At 43.0% G+C, this 22,571-nt stretch carries 14 protein-coding genes; 3 read left to right on the forward strand and 11 right to left on the reverse strand.

The window, feature by feature from the left end:
• Positions 1-76 precede the first annotated feature (76 nt).
• Entirely contained in the window at positions 77-1,159 is a 1,083-nt protein-coding gene (locus GRFL_RS01260; RefSeq protein WP_083642765.1) for a Gfo/Idh/MocA family protein, read from the forward strand.
• Between the two features lie 10 nt (positions 1,160-1,169).
• Here GRFL_RS01260 and GRFL_RS01265 read toward each other — a convergent pair whose 3' ends face one another.
• Positions 1,170-2,747 carry an NADP-dependent glyceraldehyde-3-phosphate dehydrogenase gene (locus tag GRFL_RS01265; RefSeq protein ID WP_083642767.1) on the reverse strand — a complete coding sequence of 526 codons (1,578 nt, stop codon included), beginning with the start codon at positions 2,745-2,747 and terminating at the stop codon, positions 1,170-1,172.
• A 30-nt stretch (positions 2,748-2,777) separates the two neighbouring features.
• Positions 2,778-4,670, reverse strand: a complete 1,893-nt coding sequence (gene serA, locus GRFL_RS01270) for a phosphoglycerate dehydrogenase (RefSeq protein ID WP_083642768.1) — start codon at positions 4,668-4,670, stop codon at positions 2,778-2,780.
• A gap of 338 nt (positions 4,671-5,008) precedes the next feature.
• Here serA and GRFL_RS01275 point away from each other — a divergent pair, with 338 nt between their 5' ends.
• Positions 5,009-6,931: a transglutaminase-like domain-containing protein gene (locus GRFL_RS01275; protein WP_139839235.1), complete on the forward strand. Its 1,923-nt coding sequence runs from the start codon at positions 5,009-5,011 to the stop codon at positions 6,929-6,931.
• Between the two features lie 4 nt (positions 6,932-6,935).
• On the forward strand, positions 6,936-9,110 hold the full coding sequence (locus GRFL_RS01280; protein WP_158091622.1) for a DUF3857 domain-containing protein: 2,175 nt from the start codon (positions 6,936-6,938) through the stop codon (positions 9,108-9,110).
• Here the strand turns inward: GRFL_RS01280 and GRFL_RS01285 are convergent, their stop codons facing one another.
• From GRFL_RS01285 to GRFL_RS01325, 9 genes are all read right to left on the reverse strand, one after another.
• Positions 9,111-10,196 carry a Gfo/Idh/MocA family protein gene (locus tag GRFL_RS01285; RefSeq protein WP_083642773.1) on the reverse strand — a complete coding sequence of 362 codons (1,086 nt, stop codon included), beginning with the start codon at positions 10,194-10,196 and terminating at the stop codon, positions 9,111-9,113.
• Between the two features lie 34 nt (positions 10,197-10,230).
• Positions 10,231-12,408 (reverse strand): GH92 family glycosyl hydrolase, encoded by a 2,178-nt coding sequence (locus tag GRFL_RS01290; RefSeq protein WP_236995853.1) that lies wholly within the window; start codon positions 12,406-12,408, stop codon positions 10,231-10,233.
• A 30-nt stretch (positions 12,409-12,438) separates the two neighbouring features.
• On the reverse strand, positions 12,439-13,620 hold the full coding sequence (locus GRFL_RS01295; protein WP_158091623.1) for a glycoside hydrolase family 76 protein: 1,182 nt from the start codon (positions 13,618-13,620) through the stop codon (positions 12,439-12,441).
• A gap of 52 nt (positions 13,621-13,672) precedes the next feature.
• Positions 13,673-14,374, reverse strand: coding sequence for a gluconate 2-dehydrogenase subunit 3 family protein (locus GRFL_RS01300; protein WP_083642778.1), 702 nt, complete (start codon positions 14,372-14,374; stop codon positions 13,673-13,675).
• A gap of 11 nt (positions 14,375-14,385) precedes the next feature.
• Entirely contained in the window at positions 14,386-16,128 is a 1,743-nt protein-coding gene (locus tag GRFL_RS01305; RefSeq protein ID WP_083642780.1) for a GMC family oxidoreductase, read from the reverse strand.
• Positions 16,129-16,248: 120 nt separating this feature from the next.
• Positions 16,249-17,445 carry a Gfo/Idh/MocA family protein gene (locus GRFL_RS01310; protein ID WP_083642782.1) on the reverse strand — a complete coding sequence of 399 codons (1,197 nt, stop codon included), beginning with the start codon at positions 17,443-17,445 and terminating at the stop codon, positions 16,249-16,251.
• Between the two features lie 39 nt (positions 17,446-17,484).
• Positions 17,485-18,825: a Gfo/Idh/MocA family protein gene (locus GRFL_RS01315; protein WP_083642784.1), complete on the reverse strand. Its 1,341-nt coding sequence runs from the start codon at positions 18,823-18,825 to the stop codon at positions 17,485-17,487.
• Between the two features lie 11 nt (positions 18,826-18,836).
• Entirely contained in the window at positions 18,837-20,213 is a 1,377-nt protein-coding gene (locus tag GRFL_RS01320; RefSeq protein ID WP_083642786.1) for a 3-keto-disaccharide hydrolase, read from the reverse strand.
• 36 nt (positions 20,214-20,249) lie between these two features.
• Entirely contained in the window at positions 20,250-22,571 is a 2,322-nt protein-coding gene (locus GRFL_RS01325; protein WP_083642788.1) for a GH92 family glycosyl hydrolase, read from the reverse strand.

The following is a 22,571-nucleotide window of genomic DNA, read 5'->3' on the forward strand; positions in this document are numbered from 1 at the left end:
GTTAAAACTTTATTAACGACATAAAAAATTATTTCATTCCTGCCCCATTCTGAGTAAATTATTTAAAAAATAAGAGATGAAGAGCAGGAGAAATTTTATCAGGAAATCGGGTTTATTGCTGGGTGCAGCGTTTTTGCCTTTTCCCGGGTGTATCAACTTCAGCCAAAAAAAGAAATTGGGTGTGGCCCTGGTAGGTCTTGGATATTACAGTACCGATCTCCTCGCGCCCGCTCTTCAGCAAACCAGCTACTGTGAGCTTAAAGGTATAGTAACGGGAAGCCCCGAAAAGATTCCTGTTTGGAAACAGCGCTATGGAATAAAGGATTCCAATATTTACAATTATCAGAATATGCATCAGATTGCTGATAATGATGAGATTGACGTGATCTATATTGTATTGCCAACCGGTCTGCACGCGGAATATGCGATCAAGGCGGCCAATACTGGCAAGCATGTTTGGTGTGAAAAACCGATGGCGAGAACTGCGAAAGAGTGCCAGCAGATCATCGATGCCTGTAATGCCAATAAGGTGAAACTCTCCATAGGTTACCGGATGCAGCACGAAAAAAATACAAAAACCATTATGGAATGGGCCAAAACTCAGCCTTATGGCCAAATACAGGAAGTGAGCTCCCAGGCGGGATATAACGGCGGAACGATCAATCCCTGGAAACTGAAAAAAGAAATGGGAGGCGGGGCGATCTATGACATGGGTGTGTATACCATCAATGCAGCGAGATATTCCACCGGCCTGGAACCGGTTGCTGTAACCGCTACGCAATCTACCAGGCGCCCGGAAATCTTTACCGAAGTAGATGAAACAACCGAGTTTAAAATGGAATTTCCAGGTGGCATTATCGTAAACGGAAAAACCAGTTTTGGACAGAACCTTAACAAACTGGCAATTACAGCTAAGGATGGCTGGTATTACCTCGAACCGATGCAGGCCTATTCCGGAGTTCGTGGAAAAACCAGTGACGGGAAAGTGCTTGCCCCGATGGGTAAAACCCAGCAAGCCGTGCAAATGGACGATGACGCCCTCGCCATCCTGGAAGATCGGCCAGTTAGGGTTCCCGGTGAGGAAGGGATGAAAGACATCGCGATAGTCGAAAAAATAAATGCGTCAGCCGCCAATGGCAGCCAACGCGTTAGCCTTTAATTTTTTTCAATTACAAAAGGTAATCGGTGCTGACGAAATTGGAGCTTTTACTGTCTAACAGTTCCCGCAGGATCTCATTATTATAAGCTTTATCCTTGCTGGCTACAAATGTCCTGATCGAAAAGGATCTCAAAGCATCATGCACACTTAAGGTCCCTACGGCCGAATCTTTTCTCCCCGTGAACGGAAATACATCCGGTCCTCTCTGGCAGGAGCTGTTCAGGTTCACACGGCAAACCAGGTTCACCAGCGTATCAATGAGTGGTGCCAGTCTTTTAATATCATTTCCGAAGAGACTTACCTGCTGACCGTAATTGGAATCTGCGATCTCATCCAGCAAATCGTCTATCGAACGGAAAGGTTTGACCGGAATCACCGGGCCAAATTGTTCCTCCTGGTAGACCCGCATTTCTTCGGTTACCGGGTAAAGAACCGCCGGAAAAATATAATTTTCGGTCGTTTCTCCCCCTCGTTTGTTCAGTACTTTTGCGCCATGTTTTTCGGCATCATCGATCAGTTCCTGAATGTATTGCGGTTTATCGGGTTCCGGAAGTGGCGTCAACATCACTTTTTCATCCCACGGATTGCCAAATTTCAGCGCATCGACCCTTTCAGCAAAACGCCTGTTAAACTCCTCCTGAATATCTTCATGTACGTACAGAATTTTAAGGGCAGTACAGCGCTGACCGTTGAAGGAAAGCGTGCCGGAAATACATTCGTCAATTGCCAGATCTAGATCGGCATCTGGCAATACAATCCCGGGATTTTTAGCCTCCAGCCCAAGAACCAGACGGAGTCGGTTTTTATGCGGATGCTGATCCTGCAATGCAATAGCTGATTTGCTATTTCCAATCAGGGCCAGCACATCGACCCTCCCAGATTGCATGATAGGTGCAGCAACTTCCCTTCCCCTTCCGTAGATCACATTTACGACTCCTTTCGGAAAAGAACTTCGAAAAGCTTCCAGTAATGGGGACAGCAACAGCACACCGTGTTTTGCCGGTTTGAAAACCACGGTATTCCCCATGATCAGGGCCGGGATAAGCAGCGCAAAAGTCTCATTTAAAGGGTAGTTATAAGGCCCGAGGCATAACACCACTCCCAGCGGGCCACGGCGAATATGAGCATAAACGCCATCTTTTTTGTGAAATTTGGCGCTGTCTCGATCCAGTTGCTTGTAATCTTCAATCGTGTCAAGAATGTATTCTACCGTACGATCAAATTCCTTCTGAGAATCTGGCAGGGATTTGCCAATTTCCCACATCAGGTATTTTACCACCACTTCGCGCTGTTCTTTCATTTTCGAGACAAAGTCTTCCATGCAGGCAATTCGCTGCGCCACTTTCATGGTTGGCCAGTCACCCTGACCTTTGGAATAGGCGTCACAGGCCGATTGCAGGACTTCCATCGCCGTGGCTTCATCCATATGCGGAATGGTTCCCAGCAGTGTTAGCTGATAATCTTCCGTAGAAGATATTGTTGAAAATACCTCGTCATTTTTGCCCTTCCACTCGATCAACTCACCATTGGAAAGATAAGTTTTCTGATGCAAGAGTTCGTTTATCTGAAATTCTTTTGGAATGCTCATAATCTGGTTTGGTTGGTTAATTTCAGCAGTTTAATACAACACCCGGAATTTGATGGTTCCCTGGATGGCTTTCAGCTCCTCGATCACGTGATCGTCGTATTCCTTGTCAATATCGGTAATCACATAACCGATAGTTTCGTTCGTTTTCAGGTATTGACCTACGATATTGATATCGTTCGCGGCCAGAATACGGTTGATGTGCGCGATGATTCCCGGTTTATTGTGGTGAATATGAATGAGCCTGTGTGCGTTTTCCAAAGTGGGCAGTTGCAGGTTCGGGAAATTCACTGAATTCGTCGTGCCACCGGTATTGATGTAGTTAATGATCTTCCCGGGCACGAAATTTCCAATATTTTCCTGGGCTTCTTCAGTACTACCGCCAATATGCGGAGTAAGTATAAGGTTTGGCAAACCGCGTAAAACTGACTGGAATTCTTCCTGATTGGTCTTAGGCTCTTTCGGAAAAACGTCTACTCCCGCACCGGCAATTCGGCCAGATTCAATATGTTTTTTCAGCGCATCCACATCCACAACCTGTCCACGGGCAAGATTCAGAAAATAAGAACCTTCCTTCAGCCAGCTCAATTGCTTGTCACCGATCATATTGGTGTTTTCCTTTCTTCCGTCTACATGAAGCGTGACCACATCCACGATCTTGAACAGCTCTTCGAGGCTGCTGCATTTGGTGGCATTTCCCAGGGCCAGTTTTTCTACCAGATCGTAATAATATACATCAAAACCAATGGCTTCGGCGACTACTGATAGTTGTGAACCAATATTCCCGTAACCCACGATACCCAGCTTTTTCCCTCGAATCTCGTAACTGCCTTTCGCCGATTTGTTCCATTGTCCCTGGTGCATTTCCGCAATTCGATCAGGCAGGTTTCGCATCAGGAGAATGATCTCGCCAATGGCCAGTTCCACCACCGAGCGGGTATTGCTAAATGGCGCGTTAAAAACCGCTACCCCTTTATTGAGGCAGGCCTCGAGGTCGATCTGGTTGGTACCAATACAGAAGGCACCAACGGCAATGAGCCGGTTAGCGTTTTCCAGCACCTTGGCGGTTAGCTGGGTTTTGGAGCGAATTCCCAATATAGAAACATCTTTGATCTTTTCGGAAAGTTCCTCTTCGTCCAGAGCGCCCGAAATCGTGGAAACATTGTAACCTTCTTTCTTCATGATATCTACGGCATCTGCATGCACATTTTCAAGAAGCAGTACTTTGATTCGGTTTTTGGGATAAGAAATCGCTTTATTCATTTTGTTTACGTATAAAAATTCATCTAAACTAGGTGTGATATGATCGGCATTTTCCAGGATGTTCTCGCGGGAAACATTTTCAGTAAACGCATAGAACTTGTTGGCCAGCCCGGCGGCTTTGATCTCATAATCAGTATAACCGTCGCCAATAACATACACATCCCCTTTTAGGTCCAGTCTTTTAAGTTGTTCCACTTTACCATTGTTGGATGACAGGACATTGTCATGATCGAAACCGGTCACGTCGCCGTTCTCATCGAATTCAAAAGTATTGGCGAAGACATTTTCAGGTTTTACGCCCAGTTCCTGAACGATTGGAACGATAAATTCTTTAAAACCATTGGAAACGATGTAGATGCGATCGCGGTATTCTTTGAAAAAATCTTCGTTACGAACGAACGAAACAGAAACCTTCTGTCGAAGGTTCTCAATTAAAGGCTGCAGGTGCTTTCTATTCGCATCCAGCAGTTCCAGCCGCTGGCTCAGCGAATCACGAAATGCTAGTTGCCCGCCCATTCCCTGGTTGGTAAGGTCTACCAGTTTTTGTAATCGTTGTTCCTTTTCAGGATGGCCTTCCAGTGAAATTTCGCCAAGTACGTCCAGGGCTTCTACCTGTGTGAACGTGGAGTCGAAATCAATCACAAAATGCCTGTTATTCTCCATTTTTGATCAATTAGTTAGTGGTGTTTGAATGAATAAAACTAAGCCTTTTTAAGGCATTTAGAAACAGAAAAATACGTGCGGAATTTCAGTTTTACGGAAAATGTAACAGATGTGCATTTAAATTTCAGATTGCTGAATAAAATTCCCAATTCCGAATCTTTTTTAAATGTTTTAAATTTTTTTGAAACAATTTAGTTTTCCTCTTCACTCCCCAATCTCACTCCAACCGATAATTTTGGCCGCATATCGAATAGTTTTTCCGAAAAGATGTATTTAACATATTTTTTGTATTTTCCTTGCTGAAAGGCAAGCGATTGCCTGAATATCCAATTCTTTTTATGAGCAACATTTTCTGGAGAAGCTTTCTGCTTCTATTTATCACAACCGGGGCGAATTATGCGCAAAAACATGTGGAACCCAGCAGCCAGGACCTGCAATTAGCTGAAGATATCCATGCCCGTTTTGAAGACGATGAGGTAGCGCTGGTCTCCAGTACCGATTATATCACTTTTGACCTCAGCCGGGATGGCAAACAGGTAACCGCAACACAAACCACTACCAGCCAGTGGATCAACCTCACCAGCCGCGCCGACATTCAGTTGTATGATTTCTATGACGGGGAATCAGATATTAGTGAATTCAACATATTTTCAGAAAACCAGAAACGTGCGAAGTACCATATTATAGATGAAGCTTACCACGACCAGGACCTTTTTCACAATGATGCCAGAGTGAAACACGCGCATTTGGATTTTCCTGTTAAAGCTTACCGTTATGAAACCCGGATCACCAAAAATTACCAGGATATTAAATATTTTACAGGGCTTTACCTTGTGGAGGAATATCCAATTTTAAAAAAAGAGGTGACTTTTGTCATTCCATCCTGGCTTCAGCTGGATTTAAAAGCGATCAATTTCGAAGGCTACGAGATCACCAAAACGGAAAAACAGGGAGAAAATGCGAACCAGATCGTCACTTTTACGGCAACCAATGTGCCGTCGCGAATGGATGAAAGCCATACGCCAGGGCCAAGTTACCTGTATCCCAATATTCTGATCCTTCCGAAGAGCTTTGAAAACGAGGGCCAGAAAACCGTGCTTTTTAATGATACTTCAGATCTTTACAGCTGGTACCGTTCACTGGCCAGCGAACTGGAAAACGACAATTCTGCTTTTCGCAATACGGTCGCCCAACTTACCGCCGGCACAACTTCCGAAGAGGAAAAGATCCGCAATATCTATTACTGGATCCAGGATAATATTCGGTATATCGCTTTTGAAGACGGAATAGCCGGTTTCAAGCCCGATGAAGCTTCAAACGTCTATAAAAAACGCTACGGCGATTGCAAGGGAATGGCCAATCTCACGAAACAAATGCTCACCGAGGCTGGATTCGATGCTCGACTGACCTGGCTCGGCACTGATCATATCGCGTACGACTACTCCACGCCCAACCTTTCTGTAGACAATCACATGATCTGTACTGTCATGCTGGGCGATGAAATGATCTTTTTAGACGGCACCGAAAAATTCAATTCCCTCGGGGAATACAACAGCCGAATCCAGGGACAACAAATGCTGATCGAAGATGGGGAAAACTTTATTTTAACAAGGGTGCCGGTAACAGCACCGGAATTCAATTCAGAAAATGCCGAATACGACCTGAGCATCCAGGATGAAGAGATCGTGGGAAGCGTTCATAAAAGCTTTTCCGGGCAGCAGCGATCTGATTTGCTTTATTATTTCCATTCGCTTCAGAATGACCGAAAAGACGACTTTCTAAATTTCTACCTGAGCAACGGAAGTAACAATATTGAAGTGAGCAATATTCAGACTTCCGATCTGACAAACCGCGACAGCATCCTGGAAATCGCTTACGACATCCGGATCAAAAATGCCGTTTCCAGCTTCGGAAATACCATTTACCTCGATCTCGACATCGATAAGGAACTTGGGAACATGGATTTTAAAGACCGAAAAGTGGATTACCAGTTTGATTCCCGAAAAGACCTGCTGGCGACCTACAAAATAACCATCCCCGATGGCCTAGAGGTTTCTGCAATTCCGGAAGCCTACAAAACTTCCACTGAAGCATATGATCTCAACGTATCGTTTGATAAACAGTATCAAAAACTGATCTATAAAAAACATTTCCGCATCAAGAATGCGCGGATCAAAGCCAGCGATTTTGAAAACTGGAACAAGCACATTCAGCAACTCAACAATATTTACAACGAGCAAATTACCTTCTCTAAAAACTAATTCCATGAACCGGTATTTCTATAGTATTCTATTTCTGGTGATCGCCAGTGTTTCCTTTGCCCAGTCGAACAAAGAAGATAATGTTCGCGAACTTTTCTGGGGGCCAGACGATCCCGTGAAAAACGTGATGGAAATTCCTGAAAAATGGCAGCGTGAATCGGCAGTGGTCATTTACAAATTTGAAGATTACACCTATAATAAGTTCATTTCGAAGATGACGACGACCAAATCGGTCCGGCAGCGCATCAAATTATTAGACCAGGCCGCGGTCGAGGAATTTTCTGAATTCTCCTTTACAAACCGGTTCAAATCTTCGAACTGGATCGGGAATTTGATGGCCGGGGAAAAACATATTGTGGGGGTGAAAGTCATCAAACCAGACGGATCAGAAAATGTGATCAACGTGGCAGAAGAATCAGTTGAAGTAGACGGTGAAACCAAGCTCGCGATCGCCAATCTCGAAATTGGGGATATCATTGATTATTATTCTTATATCGAAGACCTGCAGCCGGTGATGGGAACGATTGAAATTTATGATCCTGTGGAAGAAACGCTGGCAGAAGTCTATCCCGTGATGAATTACAGGCTTCAGTTACTTACCGATAATAAATTTTACCTCAATTTTCGTTCTTTCAACGGCGCACCGGAACTGAAGGAGATCGATAATAATAAGAACAGTAAGCGGCTTTTTGTTCTGGAAGCACAGGATATTGCGAAAAGAGATTTCCCGAACTGGTATTACCCCCTGGTGGAGTTGCCTTCAGTGAAATTCCAGGTCTATTATGCCGTGAATAATAAAAATGCCGATTATGCAATGGCTTTTATTTCGGAAGATGAAGATATTGTGAAGAAAGAGGTGAGCCGGGAAGAAATCCTGAACCTTTATGACACGCGTTTTCGGCCTGCCGGGAATTACGGGGAAGTGGAAGATTACCTGAAAGCCCATGAATACGCCAGTGATGCTAAAATGGTTCAAGATGCCTATTATTTCATGCGCCACTATTTTTTCACGCGCTATATCGAAGCCTCCCTGGTACAGGATTCGAAAATTTCGAACGACGCGTTCAAATATTACTCGCGGGGCTCTACGATCATTGATAGCCAGAAACGTTTCGTACAGATGTTTACCGCGCTGCTGAAGGAATTTGATATCGATTACGAGATCGTGGTTGGCAAAAACCGATTTGACGGCTCGCTTGAGGATATCCTTATCGAGCAGAACGTGAAGACCCTGTTGAAGGTCAAAACCGAGCCACCGGTTTATATTGAATATTTTGATCCGCATAGCGTCGCAGGTTCCTTTTCGCCGCATCTGGATGGCACAGATATCTACCTCCTCTCGTCACAAAAACGCAAAAAGATCGACCAGATCGATCTGGCAAAACTTCCTGCCACTACGGTAGCTGATAATGTTTCCGAAGCGAATATGAGCGTGAGCCTGAACCAGGATTTCAGCGGAATGAGCGTCTCCAGCGTCAATCGGTTTTTTGGACATGAAAAAACGGAAGAGCAGAAAGACCGACTCTATTTTGCCGATTATGTCTATGAAGATTACGATCGTTTCCAGACCGAGCGCTACCTGGACATGGTGAAGAATAAAGAAAAAGACCAGTTTCAGAAAGAGCTGAATTCCCTTTCCGACAAAATCAGGGAAAGACAAAAAGAACATTTTCAGGAGCGACTTTCAAGGGCGTTTGACCTGGAAGGGATCGAAAACTATGATTACCAGATCAATAAGACCGGCCGTTACGGCTTTACAGAAGCCTTTGAATTTTCCGAAGAATACGATATCGAGAACGGCCTAATAAAAAAAGCAGGGCCCAATTACATTTTGGAGATCGGCCGGCTTATTGGCCAGCAGATCTCGCTGAACGCTAAACAGCGGGACCGTAAAGAGAATATTTACATGGCCTATCCCAGGCGCCTAAAGAATAGCATCAGGTTCCAGATTCCTGAAGGCTTTGTAGTAGAAGGCCTGGAAAAGCTCAACGTTTCTACGGAAAATGAAACCGGCGCTTTTATAAGTCAGGCAACTGTAGAAGGCAATGAGCTGGTGATCAATACTACCAAGGAATACCGCCATAATTACGAACCGAATGCCAATTGGGGCAAAATGATGGAATTCCTGGATGAAGCTGATAATTTTTACAATGCCAAGATCCTACTGAAGAAGCAGTAATTATTCTTCGGAAAGAACAATGGTTTTCCCAGTTTGAGCGGAGCGAATCGCGGCATCCAGGATCTGCGCTACCGTGAGGTTAATTGGAAGGCCATAAAGTCCTTCCGAAGGATCGATTTTTTCCTGAACGACTGCAGCCAGGTATGAAAACGGATCGGCATAAGGTTCGGGACGTGGTTCCAGGCTTTTAATTTCTTCGGAAGATTTTGCATCGAGTCTTTCGATCACAGTGGTCGCGTCTTTAGCGGTCGCGAAACCTTTTGTGCCATAGACCGTCATATCCTTCCTCGAAAATGGCCAGTTCCAGGACGCCTGGATGACACATTGTGCTTTTGGATACTGAAGAATGATCGTGGCTTCATCATCTACATTCTTATAAATTTCAGGTTTATTCTGGTTGGTGATTGCGGTAACTGAAACAGGCTTTTCTCCCTTCATTAGCCAGGTTATAAGATTCGCGCCATAACAGCCAAAATCTACCAAAGCTCCGGCCCCATTTTTCTCAGGATCTACAAGTATCCCCAAAAAGTCCTCTCCTACTCCAATTTCCTTCGGTCCTTCATGGCCGTCATTCACCCAGACTTTCCTGACAGCTCCCAGCTTTCCGTCCTGAAGCAACTTCCCAACATACTGATTGCTGCTGTACCAGGAAGTTTCAAAATTGGTAATTACATTGATATTATGCTGTTTCGCCAATTTTCCAATTTTAAGCGCCTCATCATAATCGAATGCCAAAGGTTTTTCTACCATTACGTGAATTCCTTTTGGCGCTGCTGCTTCTACTACCGGCAGATGTTCGCTGATGGCTCCAAAAGCCGATACGGCTTCCGGCTTTGTTTTCTTCAGCATTTCATCCAGATCAGTATAAAAAAGTGAAGGGTCTAAGTCATAATTTTCCTGAAATTTTTTGGCTAGTGCTTCATCTTCCTCATAGATCCCCACGATCTCAATATCGTTCTTTCCTTCGCGGTTAAACACCCAGTGAACATGACCGTGACTGAGCCCGGCTATTGCTATACGAACAGGTTGCTGTGCAAACACTGCCGAATGTATCAATACTGTAAAAATTAGCGCTTTTAATTTCATACGAGGAAGATACTAAATCTGCTTCGGAAAGAGACTAATTAGTTTCCAGCATTAACGTGCCGCCATTTTCCAGTTCGTCGTGCGACAGAAAATATCCATCCAGTTGCTTTCCATTCAATTGAATTTTTTCAAGGTTCCTTCCTTCTGAATGCTTAATATTTAACGAATTACCATTCGGTAAATTCCAGGTAACCTCATCAAAAATCGGAACGGTAACCAGGTACTCCGGATCGGTCGCTGAAAAGGAATAAAGGCCACCAGCAGTCATCACATACCAGGCAGACATTTCCCCGGCATCATCCATCCCGGGAAGGGCCAGCCCGCTGTCTCCAATTCCGTAGAAATCATTCAGAATAGTATCTAAAATAGCCTGAGATTTCCCAGGTTTATCAATAAAGTAATAAGAAAAAGGAGCTTCATGATCTGGCTGATTTCCTATACAATACTGCCCTATAAAGCTGGACACGTTCCTGGCAATATGCTGCGGATTCCATTTTACCGTGAACAGGGAATCTAATTTTTTCTCAAACGCGTTATTCCCGCCATACAATTCTACCAATTTCGGCATATCATGTGGCGCAAAGAAGGATACCTGCCAGGCGTTCGCCTCCCGGTACATGTATTCGTAATAAGGATATTCTGAATCGAACGGTGTGATCCACTCTCCATTTTCCAGCCTGCCGCGCATGAAATTTGTTTGCTTATCGAAAACATATTCAAAATTTTGGGAACGCTGCATCAAATCGTCGTAATGTTCCTGATCATTCATTTTTTCTGCTAGTTGCGCTAAAGAATAATCATCATAGGAATATTCAAGAGTTTTAGAAACCCCTGCATTCGATTTTGTTTCGGTATGTGCTTTTTCCACATCAGCATCAGAAATATATCCTTTCTCGATATACTCTTTGATGTGAGGCCTTGTCCCTCCCTCTTCATAGGCGTTATTCAGCAAAAATTCATATGCTTTATCCACATCAAAATCTTTAATGCCTCGCAAATAGGATCCAGTGATAAAGGAAGCAGCATGATCTCCGTGAAAAAATGTTGGGATGAACCCCTTTTCTTCTCCTCGAACGATCAAGGATTTGATAATATCTGCCGTAACTTCCGGCTGGAATATCTCCATCATTACCAACTTGTTTCTATAGGTATCCCAAAGCGACGGATTGGTATAAAAACGGTGTCCACGATTCATTTTTTGATTTCCCGGACCGGCAAAATCATTATTAACATCGCTTCGTAATGCTGGCCAAAGAAAAGTACGATACAAAGAACTGTAAAATAGCTGTTTCTGCTTTTCGGTTCCGCGATCTACAACAATCCCATTCAGAATAGGCGTCCATACATTTTGAGCCTCCTCGCGAACTTCATCAAAAGTCTTATCTCCAATTTCTTTCGTCAGGTTTTCCTTTGCATTTTCGGCACTCACGAAAGAAAGCCCAATTTTCATGGTAACTTCGGAAGGTGAATTCCCTAATTTTATCAGGGCATAAGCCTTCTGATCCTCATTCTCCTGAACTCTTCTAAGCTCTTCAATTGGCCCATTCAGTATGGCGTGAAAATAGATCTTGTCACCTCCCATATCCTGAATTCCGCTGACTTCATTTTCACTTACTTGTTCTATATTCCAATTATTGACCCGGTTATTCGCTTCTCCTAATTTGAATACGATCTGCTTTTCAGCATTCTCCTGAAACTGGTATTTATGGTATCCGGCGCGTAAAGTAGAAGTAAGTTCCACATTAATTCCGTAGTCGTCTAATTTGACCTGGTAATATCCTGGAGCAGCTGATTCATTTTGATGATCGAAAGAACTTTTGAACGGATATGTAGCATTTTCTGAAACCGGTAAAACAGGAATATTGCACAAATTCCAGTGACCTTTGTTGGTGTGAGTGAAAGCAATTATCTGATTATCTTCATATTCATAACCGGCGCCAGAACCAAATTTGGTAATTGGGCTAAGCTGGACCATCGCATTTGGTAATGAAGAACCCGGAAATGTTAGTCCCGCCCAAACCCGCCAGTCTCTTGGTGGTGTATACCCTATCGAATCAGGATTCGTTAATGGCGCAGTACCAATGAATGTATTCACGTAATCGAATGGCTTTTTCTGCCCGGATCTATTTACCGCCTCATTTTCTGAAGTGACTTCAGTTTTACATGAAATCAATATTGTACATGTTGCAAGAAATAGAAGAACTCTCTTCATAATCATAAGTGATGTTTTATCTTGAAATTTTTAATCGAAATATCCTTCAGAATCTAATAGAGCTGCAGCCTCGATAAGCATCATTCCGCTAAGCTGCGTAGTAAGATCGGTATTATTACCAGGCCTGCTTGTCCAGCCAGAATTGAAGAACATTTCCGGTCGCTTGATAGCCTTCTTATATGCAGTTTCAGCATTCGTTTGCATAAAATCAGCAAGGTACTCACTGTCTTCTGCAGGAACATCTGGTTCCATGATCAATTGGGTTAGGTATCTTACCAAAATTCCTTTGAATAATCCTCCATCACCCTGACCTTCGTCCCTCATGATTCCGTTGGTAGTCAGTTTAAAACTTGTGGTCATTGATCTGGCAGAAAGAATTGCATCGTCCAAATATTCCTGGTCACCAGTTGCCTGATAAAGTTTCAAGCCAGAACCGATCCAGGTTCCAATATTGTAGGTAAAGATCCAGTCACGATTAATTACTTCTTCTCCATTTTGCATCGAAATATTATCCCAAACAAGGCCGGAATAAGGATCAACCAGAGTTTCTTTTTCCCACTCATAGATCTTCTTTGCCCATTCCAGGTATTGTTCATTACCGGTGGCATCATATAATCTCATGGTCAGAACTGTTGCAGGCCCGTTTGAGACAGCATTTTTTTGATAGGGAGTATCCTGTTTCCAGGTAATCCCTCCTCCAAATATATCATCGCTCCAGCTTGTTTTTATGATATCCCATAATTCAATGGCAACATTTAAATACGCTTCATCTCCTGTTGCTACATACGCGCGCATGGAGGAATTTCCCAGCCATAACATATCATCGTTAAAGACATTGTTGTAGGTTCCTCCATTCATCACTTTAATGCCTTCCAGTAATGAATTAGCACGATCGGCATATTCATTATCCCCGGTTCGTTTATAAGCGTCAATCAGTACATGCAGGACGTGAGCATTTGGCCAATAGTGAAAGGTAGTATTACCGGTATTATTCTGAATGTAGGTAGTCTGGCTTCCCGAATAATTCTTTTTTAAGGAGACCTGAAGGGAATCAGCCGTTTGACTATATGTATACTGAAATTGAGAAGGAGTTTCACCTGGTGTATCTGGATTTTCAGGCTGTGAGGGTTCTGTTTCATCTGTTGAACAGGAAATTACCGGCATTATTGCAACCAATAATAGTATTTTATAAAACTCCTTCATTCTCATCATAAATCGATTTAGTAAATTGGTTAAAAAAAACCCGTTTTCACGGGCTTCAGTCTTAGACCTCGTAATTCTCCCAGGTCTCAATATCATTCCGCTCTTCAGGCTTAATAGATTGTTTCAACATTTTCTCGTCATAAGCGAGACCATGCTTTTCCAGCACGTCCTGTGGAACACCATCCCAAACATTCGGCTTATTACCTACATAACCAAGGTATTCAATGCCTTCTTTACTGGTAAAATAACCCGTCGTCACCAGGTTTCTGATTCGGTTAAAAAAGACAGCGCCCTGAGATAGTTCTGGTTTCACTTCCGAAGGGTATGCGATATCATCAACTATTGCCAGCTGATTCTCCTGGCTCAGATCTGTAAAATTCTGATTAAATCTCTTATTGCTTTCTGTTTTCAGCCATCTTAACCCTCCACGCATCGGTATCTTATGTTCCGGAAGATCTTTGGTGATAAACTCAATAAATTCTCCAACTCCGGTTTTCGAAGCCGCAGGGTATTCTCCATCTCCAGGAATAATGATATCTGCCAGAACCAGAATGGTCGCCATTTCTTCTTCGGAATAAAAATCTTCTGATAGCAACTTTTCATCGCGTTCTGCTTCCGGGCCAGTTCTTCCGTAGTAGAGTTTATTCTCTTTAATATCGGTTAACTCCTTAACTTCTTCTCCATTTTCCAAGCGGCAACTCATAAGAAGGCCTGAACCGGCACCACCGATTATTAATGTTTTGAGTGATTCTCTTCTATCCATAATTCGATAAATTAAACGGTTCCTTTTTTCATTTCCTTTGCAAGATAATCTGAAGCTCTCCAGGCCAGTGCCAGTATCGTCCAGGTTGGATTCTTATCGGCCTGAGATACAAATGCTCCACCATCCATCACGAAAAGATTGGAAACATCGTGTGCCTGATTGTACCTGTTCAAAACCGAAGATTTCGGGTCATCTCCCATTCTTGTAGTTCCCACTTCATGAATGATCCTTCCAGGATTTTCAAGTCCGTAATTCGATTCTTTTCCTGGTTTATTCCCAAGAGCGATCCCGCCCATGGATTCAATGATCTCTTCAAAAGTATCCTGCATGTGTGCAGCCTGCTTCACTTCTTCGTCACTCCACTTGTAATTGAACTTCAATACCGGAATTCCGAATTTGTCGACCTGGTTATTATCTATTGTACAGCGGTTATCTGCACGCGGAATACTTTCTCCACGACCTGCCATCCCAATAGTTGAACCATAGAATCGTTTCACATCTTCCATCAATCCAACGCCATAACCACCAGAACTTTTAGCAGCTCCACTTAAACCAGGAACGAGAGAGTTCATGGCCTGGGTATTGAAACCAAAACCATAAGAGGGCATTCCCATTCCTCCCCAGTATTCTATGTGATAACCACGGGTGAAACCTAAACTTTTATCATCATTAAGCCACCATGGAGTATACAGGTGCATTCCACCAACTCCATCTTCATTATATCTTTTTCGATCCATCAACTGCGGAACAAATCCCATTCTTGAAGCACCGGTAGAATCGTGAAGGTATCGCCCTACCACATCGCTAGAATTTGCCAGTCCGTTTGGGTGAATTGCTGATTTTGAATTCAGCAGAATTCGGGCTGAACTACAGGCACTTGCTGCAAGAATAACCACTTTCCCTTTGATATGATAATCCTTCTGATCTTCTTTACTGATATAGTGCACACCAGTTGCTTTCCCTTCACCGTCTGTGGTTACCTCGCGTACCATGGCATTCACGTAAAGATCTACGTTGCCGGTTTCTTTGGCCGGTTTCACCAATACGGAAGAGGAGGAAAAATCTCCATAAACCGTACAGGACCTGGAACACTGACTACAGAAAAAACAGGCACCGCGTTCCTTATTTACACGCTTGGTCAAAATTGATAAACGTGAGGGGATCATTGGTATTCCAACTTTATCTGCTCCTCTTTTGATGTATAGTTCGTGTAATCTTGGTTTTGGAGGTGGTAAGAAATAACCGTCTGGTTCATTCGGAATATTTTCTTTTGTTCCGAAAACACCGATCATTTTATCAACCTTGTCATAATAAGGCTTTACATCGTCATAACCGATAGGCCAGTTATCTCCTTTTCCATCAAAATCTTTTCTTTTAAAATCAAGCGGACCGAATCTCAGGGAAATACGTCCCCAGTGATTGGTTCTTCCTCCAACCATTCTTGAGCGAAACCAATCGAACTCGGTTCCCCACTCTTTTGTATAAGGTTCTCCATCAAGTTCCCAGCCTCCATAAGCCATATCAAAATCACCAAAAGGCCTAACAGTAGAAGCTCCTCTTCTGGGAGATTCATAAGGCCAGCGAAGTTGTGTACGTTGCTCAGGATTTTTGGGGTCAAAATCAGGACCGGCTTCTAAAATGGCTATTTTAAAACCTTTATCGGCTAAAATTTTGGCTGCCATTCCGCCTCCAGCTCCAGATCCTACGATGATCACATCATATTTAGGAGACTGCTCTATAATTTGAAAAGACATATATTGAAATTGTTGTAACTAAAACGTTTTAGCTAAAATAATAATTAAATATAAATTACCAAGATTTTCTTAAAAAAAGCAATAAATATTTAAAGAAATCTTAATTAGAATACTGAATTATTAGCTCAGCCACCGATCATAGTCAGAATTCCATTCCACGATCTTATTTTCATACATCGCATCTAAAGCCATCTGAACAGCAACGGCAGTTTTCGCCCCGGTGATCTCATTTGACAGTGGTTGCTGGTTATTCATGATACTATCCCGAAAATCCATTAATGCCTGTTTGCTTGGGTCGGCATGATTTACATGAATTGGAATTCCTTTGCCTTCTTCCCATTGAACAGTTGCTCCGGAAACACCGTCAACTTCGCCTAATTTCCGATCATAATTACCTTCAGGATAGAACCAGGCCTGCGTATAATCCAGGATAATCGTTCCCTTGCTGCCGATCACCTTAATCTGGTAATCATCTTTGGCATTGGTAGTCAGGCAGGTGAATTTTGCTTCTACTCCATTTGGATAGCTATAGATCAGGTGAATATTATCATAAGTTTCGCGGCCATCCTTCCAGTAATCAATTCCTCCGGTACCCATTACCTGCTTTGGCGTGGCATCTAATACCCAATTCACAAAATCGATCTGGTGAGAGCATAATTCAGCAACGAGTCCGCCACTATATTCCTTATACATCCTCCAGTTGATCAATTTCTCCAGATCCGGACTTGGAACCGGTCTTCGCCAGTCGCCAAAGCGATTCCACTGGCATTGAAAAGAACTGATTTCGCCGACTTTTCCATTTTTGATCAGGTCTACAACATGTGTATATAATCGCGAGCTGTGATACTGATGCCCCGTTTGGTAGATCAGATTTTCAGGTTTGGCAGCCACGAGATCTTTTATTCCATCGTAACCTTTAGCCATAGTCTTTTCACCATAAACATGCTTACCCGCCTGTAGGGAAGCGATTCCTATTTCAGAATGTGTATTAAAAGGTGTCGCCATGTAGATCGCATCGATATTCTTATTTTCAAGCAACTTCCGATAATCTGAATATCCCTTTGGATTGCCTTCGGCTCGTTTAATACCTTCAGCTAGATGAGAAGGCAAAATATCACAACAGGATACTACTTTTAAATTCGGTATTTCGTTGATGAAGGGGATCATTCCGTTACCGCGACTCCCAGTCCCAATAACCCCAACATTGATCGTATCATTTTTATTTTCAAACGTATTGATCCTTGCCAGAACCGATGTACTAGAAGCCAGGGCCAGAGACGCCATTCCGCTTTTTATTACAAAATCTCTTCTTTTCATCTAAAGCTATTAATTTTCAGAATGAATTATTCTGACTTTTTAAACTTCAGGTTTCCAACCATCAGCGTACTCACGTGACCAGAATTTCATCACCTCTTCATCCAAAACTTTTCCTGAATGGCTATCTACAGAAAATTTTTTGCCTGAACGATAGGCCATATTCGCATAATGTACCATCGCCATGGAAACGCTTGCATCATCTATTGGTGCTGCTAATTTGGCCTTACCACGAATGGTATCAAAGAAATTGACCATGTGTGCGGTAGTCACATCTCCACCTCCACCAAGAGCTGTTCCGGATTCTTTTGAAGCTGAATTGACTTCGCGAATGACATTCCCGCTACGGTCTTTCAGAATATACTTTTCACGATCTACAAAAACACTTCCATCGGTTCCGTAGATAATCGTTCCACGTCCTGCACCATAGGTCTGATACCCATTGCGACTCTGCCCATCCCATTGAATGATCTTATCATCTTCAAACTTAAAGGTCGCTTCCATACTATCGTACATTTCCCAGCCATCATCCTTAAAATGTCTTTTTTCAGCTTCAACTTCTACATAATTTGGAAAATCCACCTGAAGCGCCCATCTCGCAATATCCATTTCGTGGGTTCCATTATTACCAGCTTCCGCAGTACCGTAATTCCAACCATACCAGTGCCAGTTATAATCCCAGGTTTCTTCGGTATAATCTCTCCTGGTTGCAGGCCCCTGGAAAAGCTCCCAGTCGAGACCTTCAGGTACCTTAGCTTTTTTCTGAACAGGCACTTCTCCCCTTGAATTGGTGTAGAAAGCAATAGCTTTATAAGGCTTCCCAATCACGCCATCATGAATTTCCCTGATGATCTCTATCGTATGATCTGAAGATCGCTGCTGATTACCCATTTGCACCACTTTATCAAATTTTTTAGCAGCTTCCACCAGCATCTCATTTTCCATCATATTATGGCTACAGGGTTTTTCAACATACACATGTTTGTCGCCCTTCATGGCCATGATCGATCCCGGAGTATGCCAGTGATCTGGAGTAGCATTGATCAGGATATCCACGTTCTTATCGTCGATCACCTTACGGATATCATTTTCCAGTTTCGGCGAATAATCTATTCTAGTGGCAAATTCATCTAAAGCGCGCTCCCGCTGACTTTTCATCACATCGCATAAATAAGCGAGCCGAACATTGGAGGATTTTAATGAAATTGGTTCGTAGTATCCGCCAAGTCTTCTTCCCAGTCCGGCAATTGCCACATTCAACCGGTCATTAGAGCCAATTATATTTCGGTAACTACTAGCCGTCATTCCCATTACAGAACTGCCAGCGATCATCGCAGCACTTCCCAAAAACGTTTTCGTAATAAAATCTCTTCTTGAAGTCATAACTGCGGAAATTAAAGTTGCTTGATTTTAATATTTCTGAAAGCCACACGATTACCGTGGTCCTGTAGTAAAATTCGGCCTTTTTCAAGTTCCCCGAAATTTGGCCATTTATCATATTTACTTTCAGAAACCAGTTTTCTGAATTCTTCGGAACCTCTTTCGTACTCCAGTACTTTTACGCCATTTAGCCAATGTTCCACATGACCTTCCTTAGAAATGATATGAGCCGTGTTCCACTCTCCAATCGGGTTGATCGGCTTTTCAGGGTCTGCCTGAATCAGATCGTAAAGGGAAGCCACCGTTCTGCTGCCTTCATGATTCCCAAGTTTTGCATCAGGATGGTTGTCATCGTCTAGAATTTGATACTCCAGGCCTATAGAAGACCCCGGACCTTTGTTCAGATCGGTATCAACGTAATATTTTATCCCGCTATTGGCACCTTTCGTTATTTTAAAATCGACTTTCAATTCAAAATCGCCATAAACAGTATCGGTCACGATATCTCCACCGGCCGTAGATTCTTCACCGCCACTTGCCAGAACGATCAGGTTCCCATCTTCCATCACCCATCCTTTCTCGGGAAATTTATCCAGCCTCGCTCCACGCCAGCCATTAGTTGTTTTACCATCCCAAAGCAATTCCCAACCATTATTCGCTTCATCTGAAGTCAGTTGATTTTTGGTCATTTTCGGCTCCAGCGGACTTTTTTTCGAATATTTCTGAAGGCTGTCAGTAAGAATTCTAATGTTCTTCCACATGATCTGCTTTCCGGCTTCATCCTCGTCAGAAATGGAATGTACCTGAAGAGCTATAAATCCTTCCGAAGTTTTATCATCAATTAAAAAAGCTGTAGGAGTTTCATTCACCCAGGTTTTGATGGTATCCCCAATCGCTTCAATTCGATAGTGATTCCATTCGTTTTGCCTGAAAGCTTTTTGCGCTTCTGAATCATTTTCCAAAGAATACAGCCAGCCTCGACGACCTTCATCATAGATACCGCCGCTCCATGCTCTATCGCTGGGGTCGATCTCTACCTGGTAACCGTGAACTCTTCCATTTTGATATTGAGGAAGGCTGTTACTTCGAATTTGTATTCCGGAATTCATGGTAGAATCAACCTTAAAATCTAATTCCAGTATGAAATCACCATAATTCTTTTCGGTGGTTAAAAACGAATTAGGTGTACCATGAACGGTAGAACCTATGATCGTCCTGTCTTTCACCTCATACTTTGCTTCACCTCCTTTTTGGTCCCAACCTGAAAGGTCATTATCATCAAATAAAGAAACCCAGGGTACACTTTCCTTTTTTTCCTGCTGGCAGCTTGTGAAAAGTGCCAGTGATATGAGAACTAAGGCTAGTCGTACTCTGGGTTTCGATAATTTCATGTTGGTTATTTTAATTCCTTATAATATCCGCATTTATTATTTTACAAACAACTGCTTGTTTGGTTTACTGCTCATCCAGAACTTCAATTCTCCACCATTCATTATATCATCATGCTGAATAAAAGGTTCGGTAAGCTCTTTTCCATTCAGTTCCACCTTTTTCACGTAGACATTTTTATCGCTCTGGTTTTTGGCGATCACGGTAAATTTCTTGCCGTTATCAAGATTCAATGTCGCTTCACTGATCGCGGGACTCCCGATCGCGTAATCTACCGATCCCGGAGCTACCGGATAAAATCCCAGCGTACTGAAGATATACCAGGCGCTCATCTGGCCAAAATCATCATTTCCGCTTAAACCATCAGCACCGTTCATATACTTCATTTTAAGAATCATCCTGATCTTGTCCTGGGCTTTCCACGGCTCATTCGTCCAGTCATACAAATAAGCGACATGGTGAGAAGGCTCATTTCCATGTACATAATTCCCGATAATTCCTTCACGGGAAATATCTTCTGTATTCTCAAAATACTTATCGGGTAATTCCATGGTAAACAGGGAATCCAGGTGTTGCGAAAACTGGTCTTTCCCGCCCATCATCTCAATCATTTCTGCAGGAGCATGTGGAACATACAAACTATAATTCCAGGAATTTCCTTCAATATAACCCTGGCCATGGGTATTCAGTTCATCAAATTCTTTTTTGAAAGTACCATCGCTCAATTTTGGGCGCATAAATCCAGATTTCGGATCGTAAACATTCTTATAATTTTCAGATCTTTTCATGAATTCTTCATAAACCTCATCATTTCCGATCTTCTTCGCAGCCTGAGCGATTGCCCAGTCATCATAAGCATATTCCAAAGTTTTAGAAACAGATGCACCATTTTTATCTTCAGGAACATAACCCATATCCATGTAATATTGGAGTCCGTCATAATAGCCGGTTTTTGCCGTATTTACCATGGCGTCAAGAGCATGTTCATGATCAAAATCGGCATTACCCTTTACGATCGCATCAGCAATTACCGAAGCACTGTGATACCCGATCATACACCAGTTCTCATTCCCATAATGCGACCAAACCGGAAGCATGGAATGCACACTCTGATCATAATGAGCCATCATCGCCTGCACCATATCCTGATTTCTTTCAGGTTGTAACACATTGAAAAGCGGATGCAGTGCACGGTAGGTATCCCAAAATGAAAAACTGGTATAATTGGTAAAACCATCAGCCTGATGACGATTCCTGTCAATTCCCATGTATTGGCCATCGGTATCCATATATTCAGTCGGGCCTAAGAAAGCGTGGTACATTGCTGTATAAAAGTTGACCTTTTCTTCCTGGTCTTCTTCGGAAATATCCACTTTTGAAAGTTCTTTATTCCAGGTGTCTCTTGCCTGCTGGCGAACCTCATCAAAATTCCATCCCGGAATTTCCTCCTTCATATTCTGAATGGCTCCCTCAGTACTCACCGGCGAAATTGCCAGTTTTACCTCCAAAGGTTCCGAAGTATCAAAGTCGAACCACATCCTGATCTGCTCTCCGGCAATCTCCGGGAAGTTATGCGCCTGATCAAATTTTCCCCAGAAACCACGATAAGGCTGTTTGTCGTATCGCTCTCTTCCGTATTCCTTGATCGGTTTATTGAAAGACATGGCGAAATACACTTTTCTGGTTCTTGCCCAGCCATTGGTCTGGCGATAACCGGTGACCAGCGTATCATTTTCAACACGAACGAACGTCCATACGTTTTTATCTTCGTAATTGTAGATTCCATGCATCAGGTCAAAAACCAAATGGCTTTCCTTTCCTTCCGGAAAAGTATACCGATGCATTCCCACACGGGTAGAAGCGGTCATTTCAGCTTTAATATTATAATCGTCCAGCATCACGCTGTAATATCCCGCTTCAGCTGTTTCGCGATCATGAGAAAACCTGCTGCGATAACCACTTTCCGGATCGGACTCTGTTCCGGGATTCAGTTTCAGATCGCCTGTTGTCGGCATGATCAGGAAATCTCCAAGATCGGAATGCCCGGTTCCGCTGAAATGTGTATGACTGAAACCTACGATGGTGTTATCGTCATACTGGTAGCCAGCGCAATATTTATAAACATCAGGATTGTAGTGCCCGTCTACTGCATACGGAATTGTATCGGTATCGGGACTTAACTGAATACTTCCAAAAGGCACAGTAGCTCCGGGATACGTATGCCCCATTTTTGCAGTCCCGATCATCGGGTCTACATACTGGGCAAAATCCTGATTTTCCTGCGCAGAAGTATTCGTATTAAATAGCAATGCTGAAAGGATGGCAAGTGATCCTGCAATCGTTCCGAAATTCTTTTTCAT

The sequence above is a fragment of the Christiangramia flava JLT2011 genome, from assembly GCF_001951155.1.
GTDB classification, from domain to species: Bacteria; Bacteroidota; Bacteroidia; order Flavobacteriales; family Flavobacteriaceae; genus Christiangramia; species Christiangramia flava.

Coding starts and splice junctions, on each gene's coding strand:
- GRFL_RS01265 (WP_083642767.1), bottom strand. CDS start 2,747: ATGAGCATTCCAAAAGAATTTCAGATAAACGAACTCTTGCATCAGAAA.
- serA (WP_083642768.1), bottom strand. CDS start 4,670: ATGGAGAATAACAGGCATTTTGTGATTGATTTCGACTCCACGTTCACA.
- GRFL_RS01290 (WP_236995853.1), bottom strand. CDS start 12,408: ATGAAGAGAGTTCTTCTATTTCTTGCAACATGTACAATATTGATTTCA.
- GRFL_RS01325 (WP_083642788.1), bottom strand. CDS start 22,571: ATGAAAAAGAATTTCGGAACGATTGCAGGATCACTTGCCATCCTTTCA.
- GRFL_RS01280 (WP_158091622.1), top strand. CDS start 6,936: ATGAACCGGTATTTCTATAGTATTCTATTTCTGGTGATCGCCAGTGTT.
- GRFL_RS01310 (WP_083642782.1), bottom strand. CDS start 17,445: ATGAAAAGAAGAGATTTTGTAATAAAAAGCGGAATGGCGTCTCTGGCC.
- GRFL_RS01300 (WP_083642778.1), bottom strand. CDS start 14,374: ATGGATAGAAGAGAATCACTCAAAACATTAATAATCGGTGGTGCCGGT.
- GRFL_RS01295 (WP_158091623.1), bottom strand. CDS start 13,620: ATGATGAGAATGAAGGAGTTTTATAAAATACTATTATTGGTTGCAATA.
- GRFL_RS01260 (WP_083642765.1), top strand. CDS start 77: ATGAAGAGCAGGAGAAATTTTATCAGGAAATCGGGTTTATTGCTGGGT.
- GRFL_RS01275 (WP_139839235.1), top strand. CDS start 5,009: ATGAGCAACATTTTCTGGAGAAGCTTTCTGCTTCTATTTATCACAACC.
- GRFL_RS01305 (WP_083642780.1), bottom strand. CDS start 16,128: ATGTCTTTTCAAATTATAGAGCAGTCTCCTAAATATGATGTGATCATC.
- GRFL_RS01285 (WP_083642773.1), bottom strand. CDS start 10,196: ATGAAATTAAAAGCGCTAATTTTTACAGTATTGATACATTCGGCAGTG.
- GRFL_RS01320 (WP_083642786.1), bottom strand. CDS start 20,213: ATGAAATTATCGAAACCCAGAGTACGACTAGCCTTAGTTCTCATATCA.
- GRFL_RS01315 (WP_083642784.1), bottom strand. CDS start 18,825: ATGACTTCAAGAAGAGATTTTATTACGAAAACGTTTTTGGGAAGTGCT.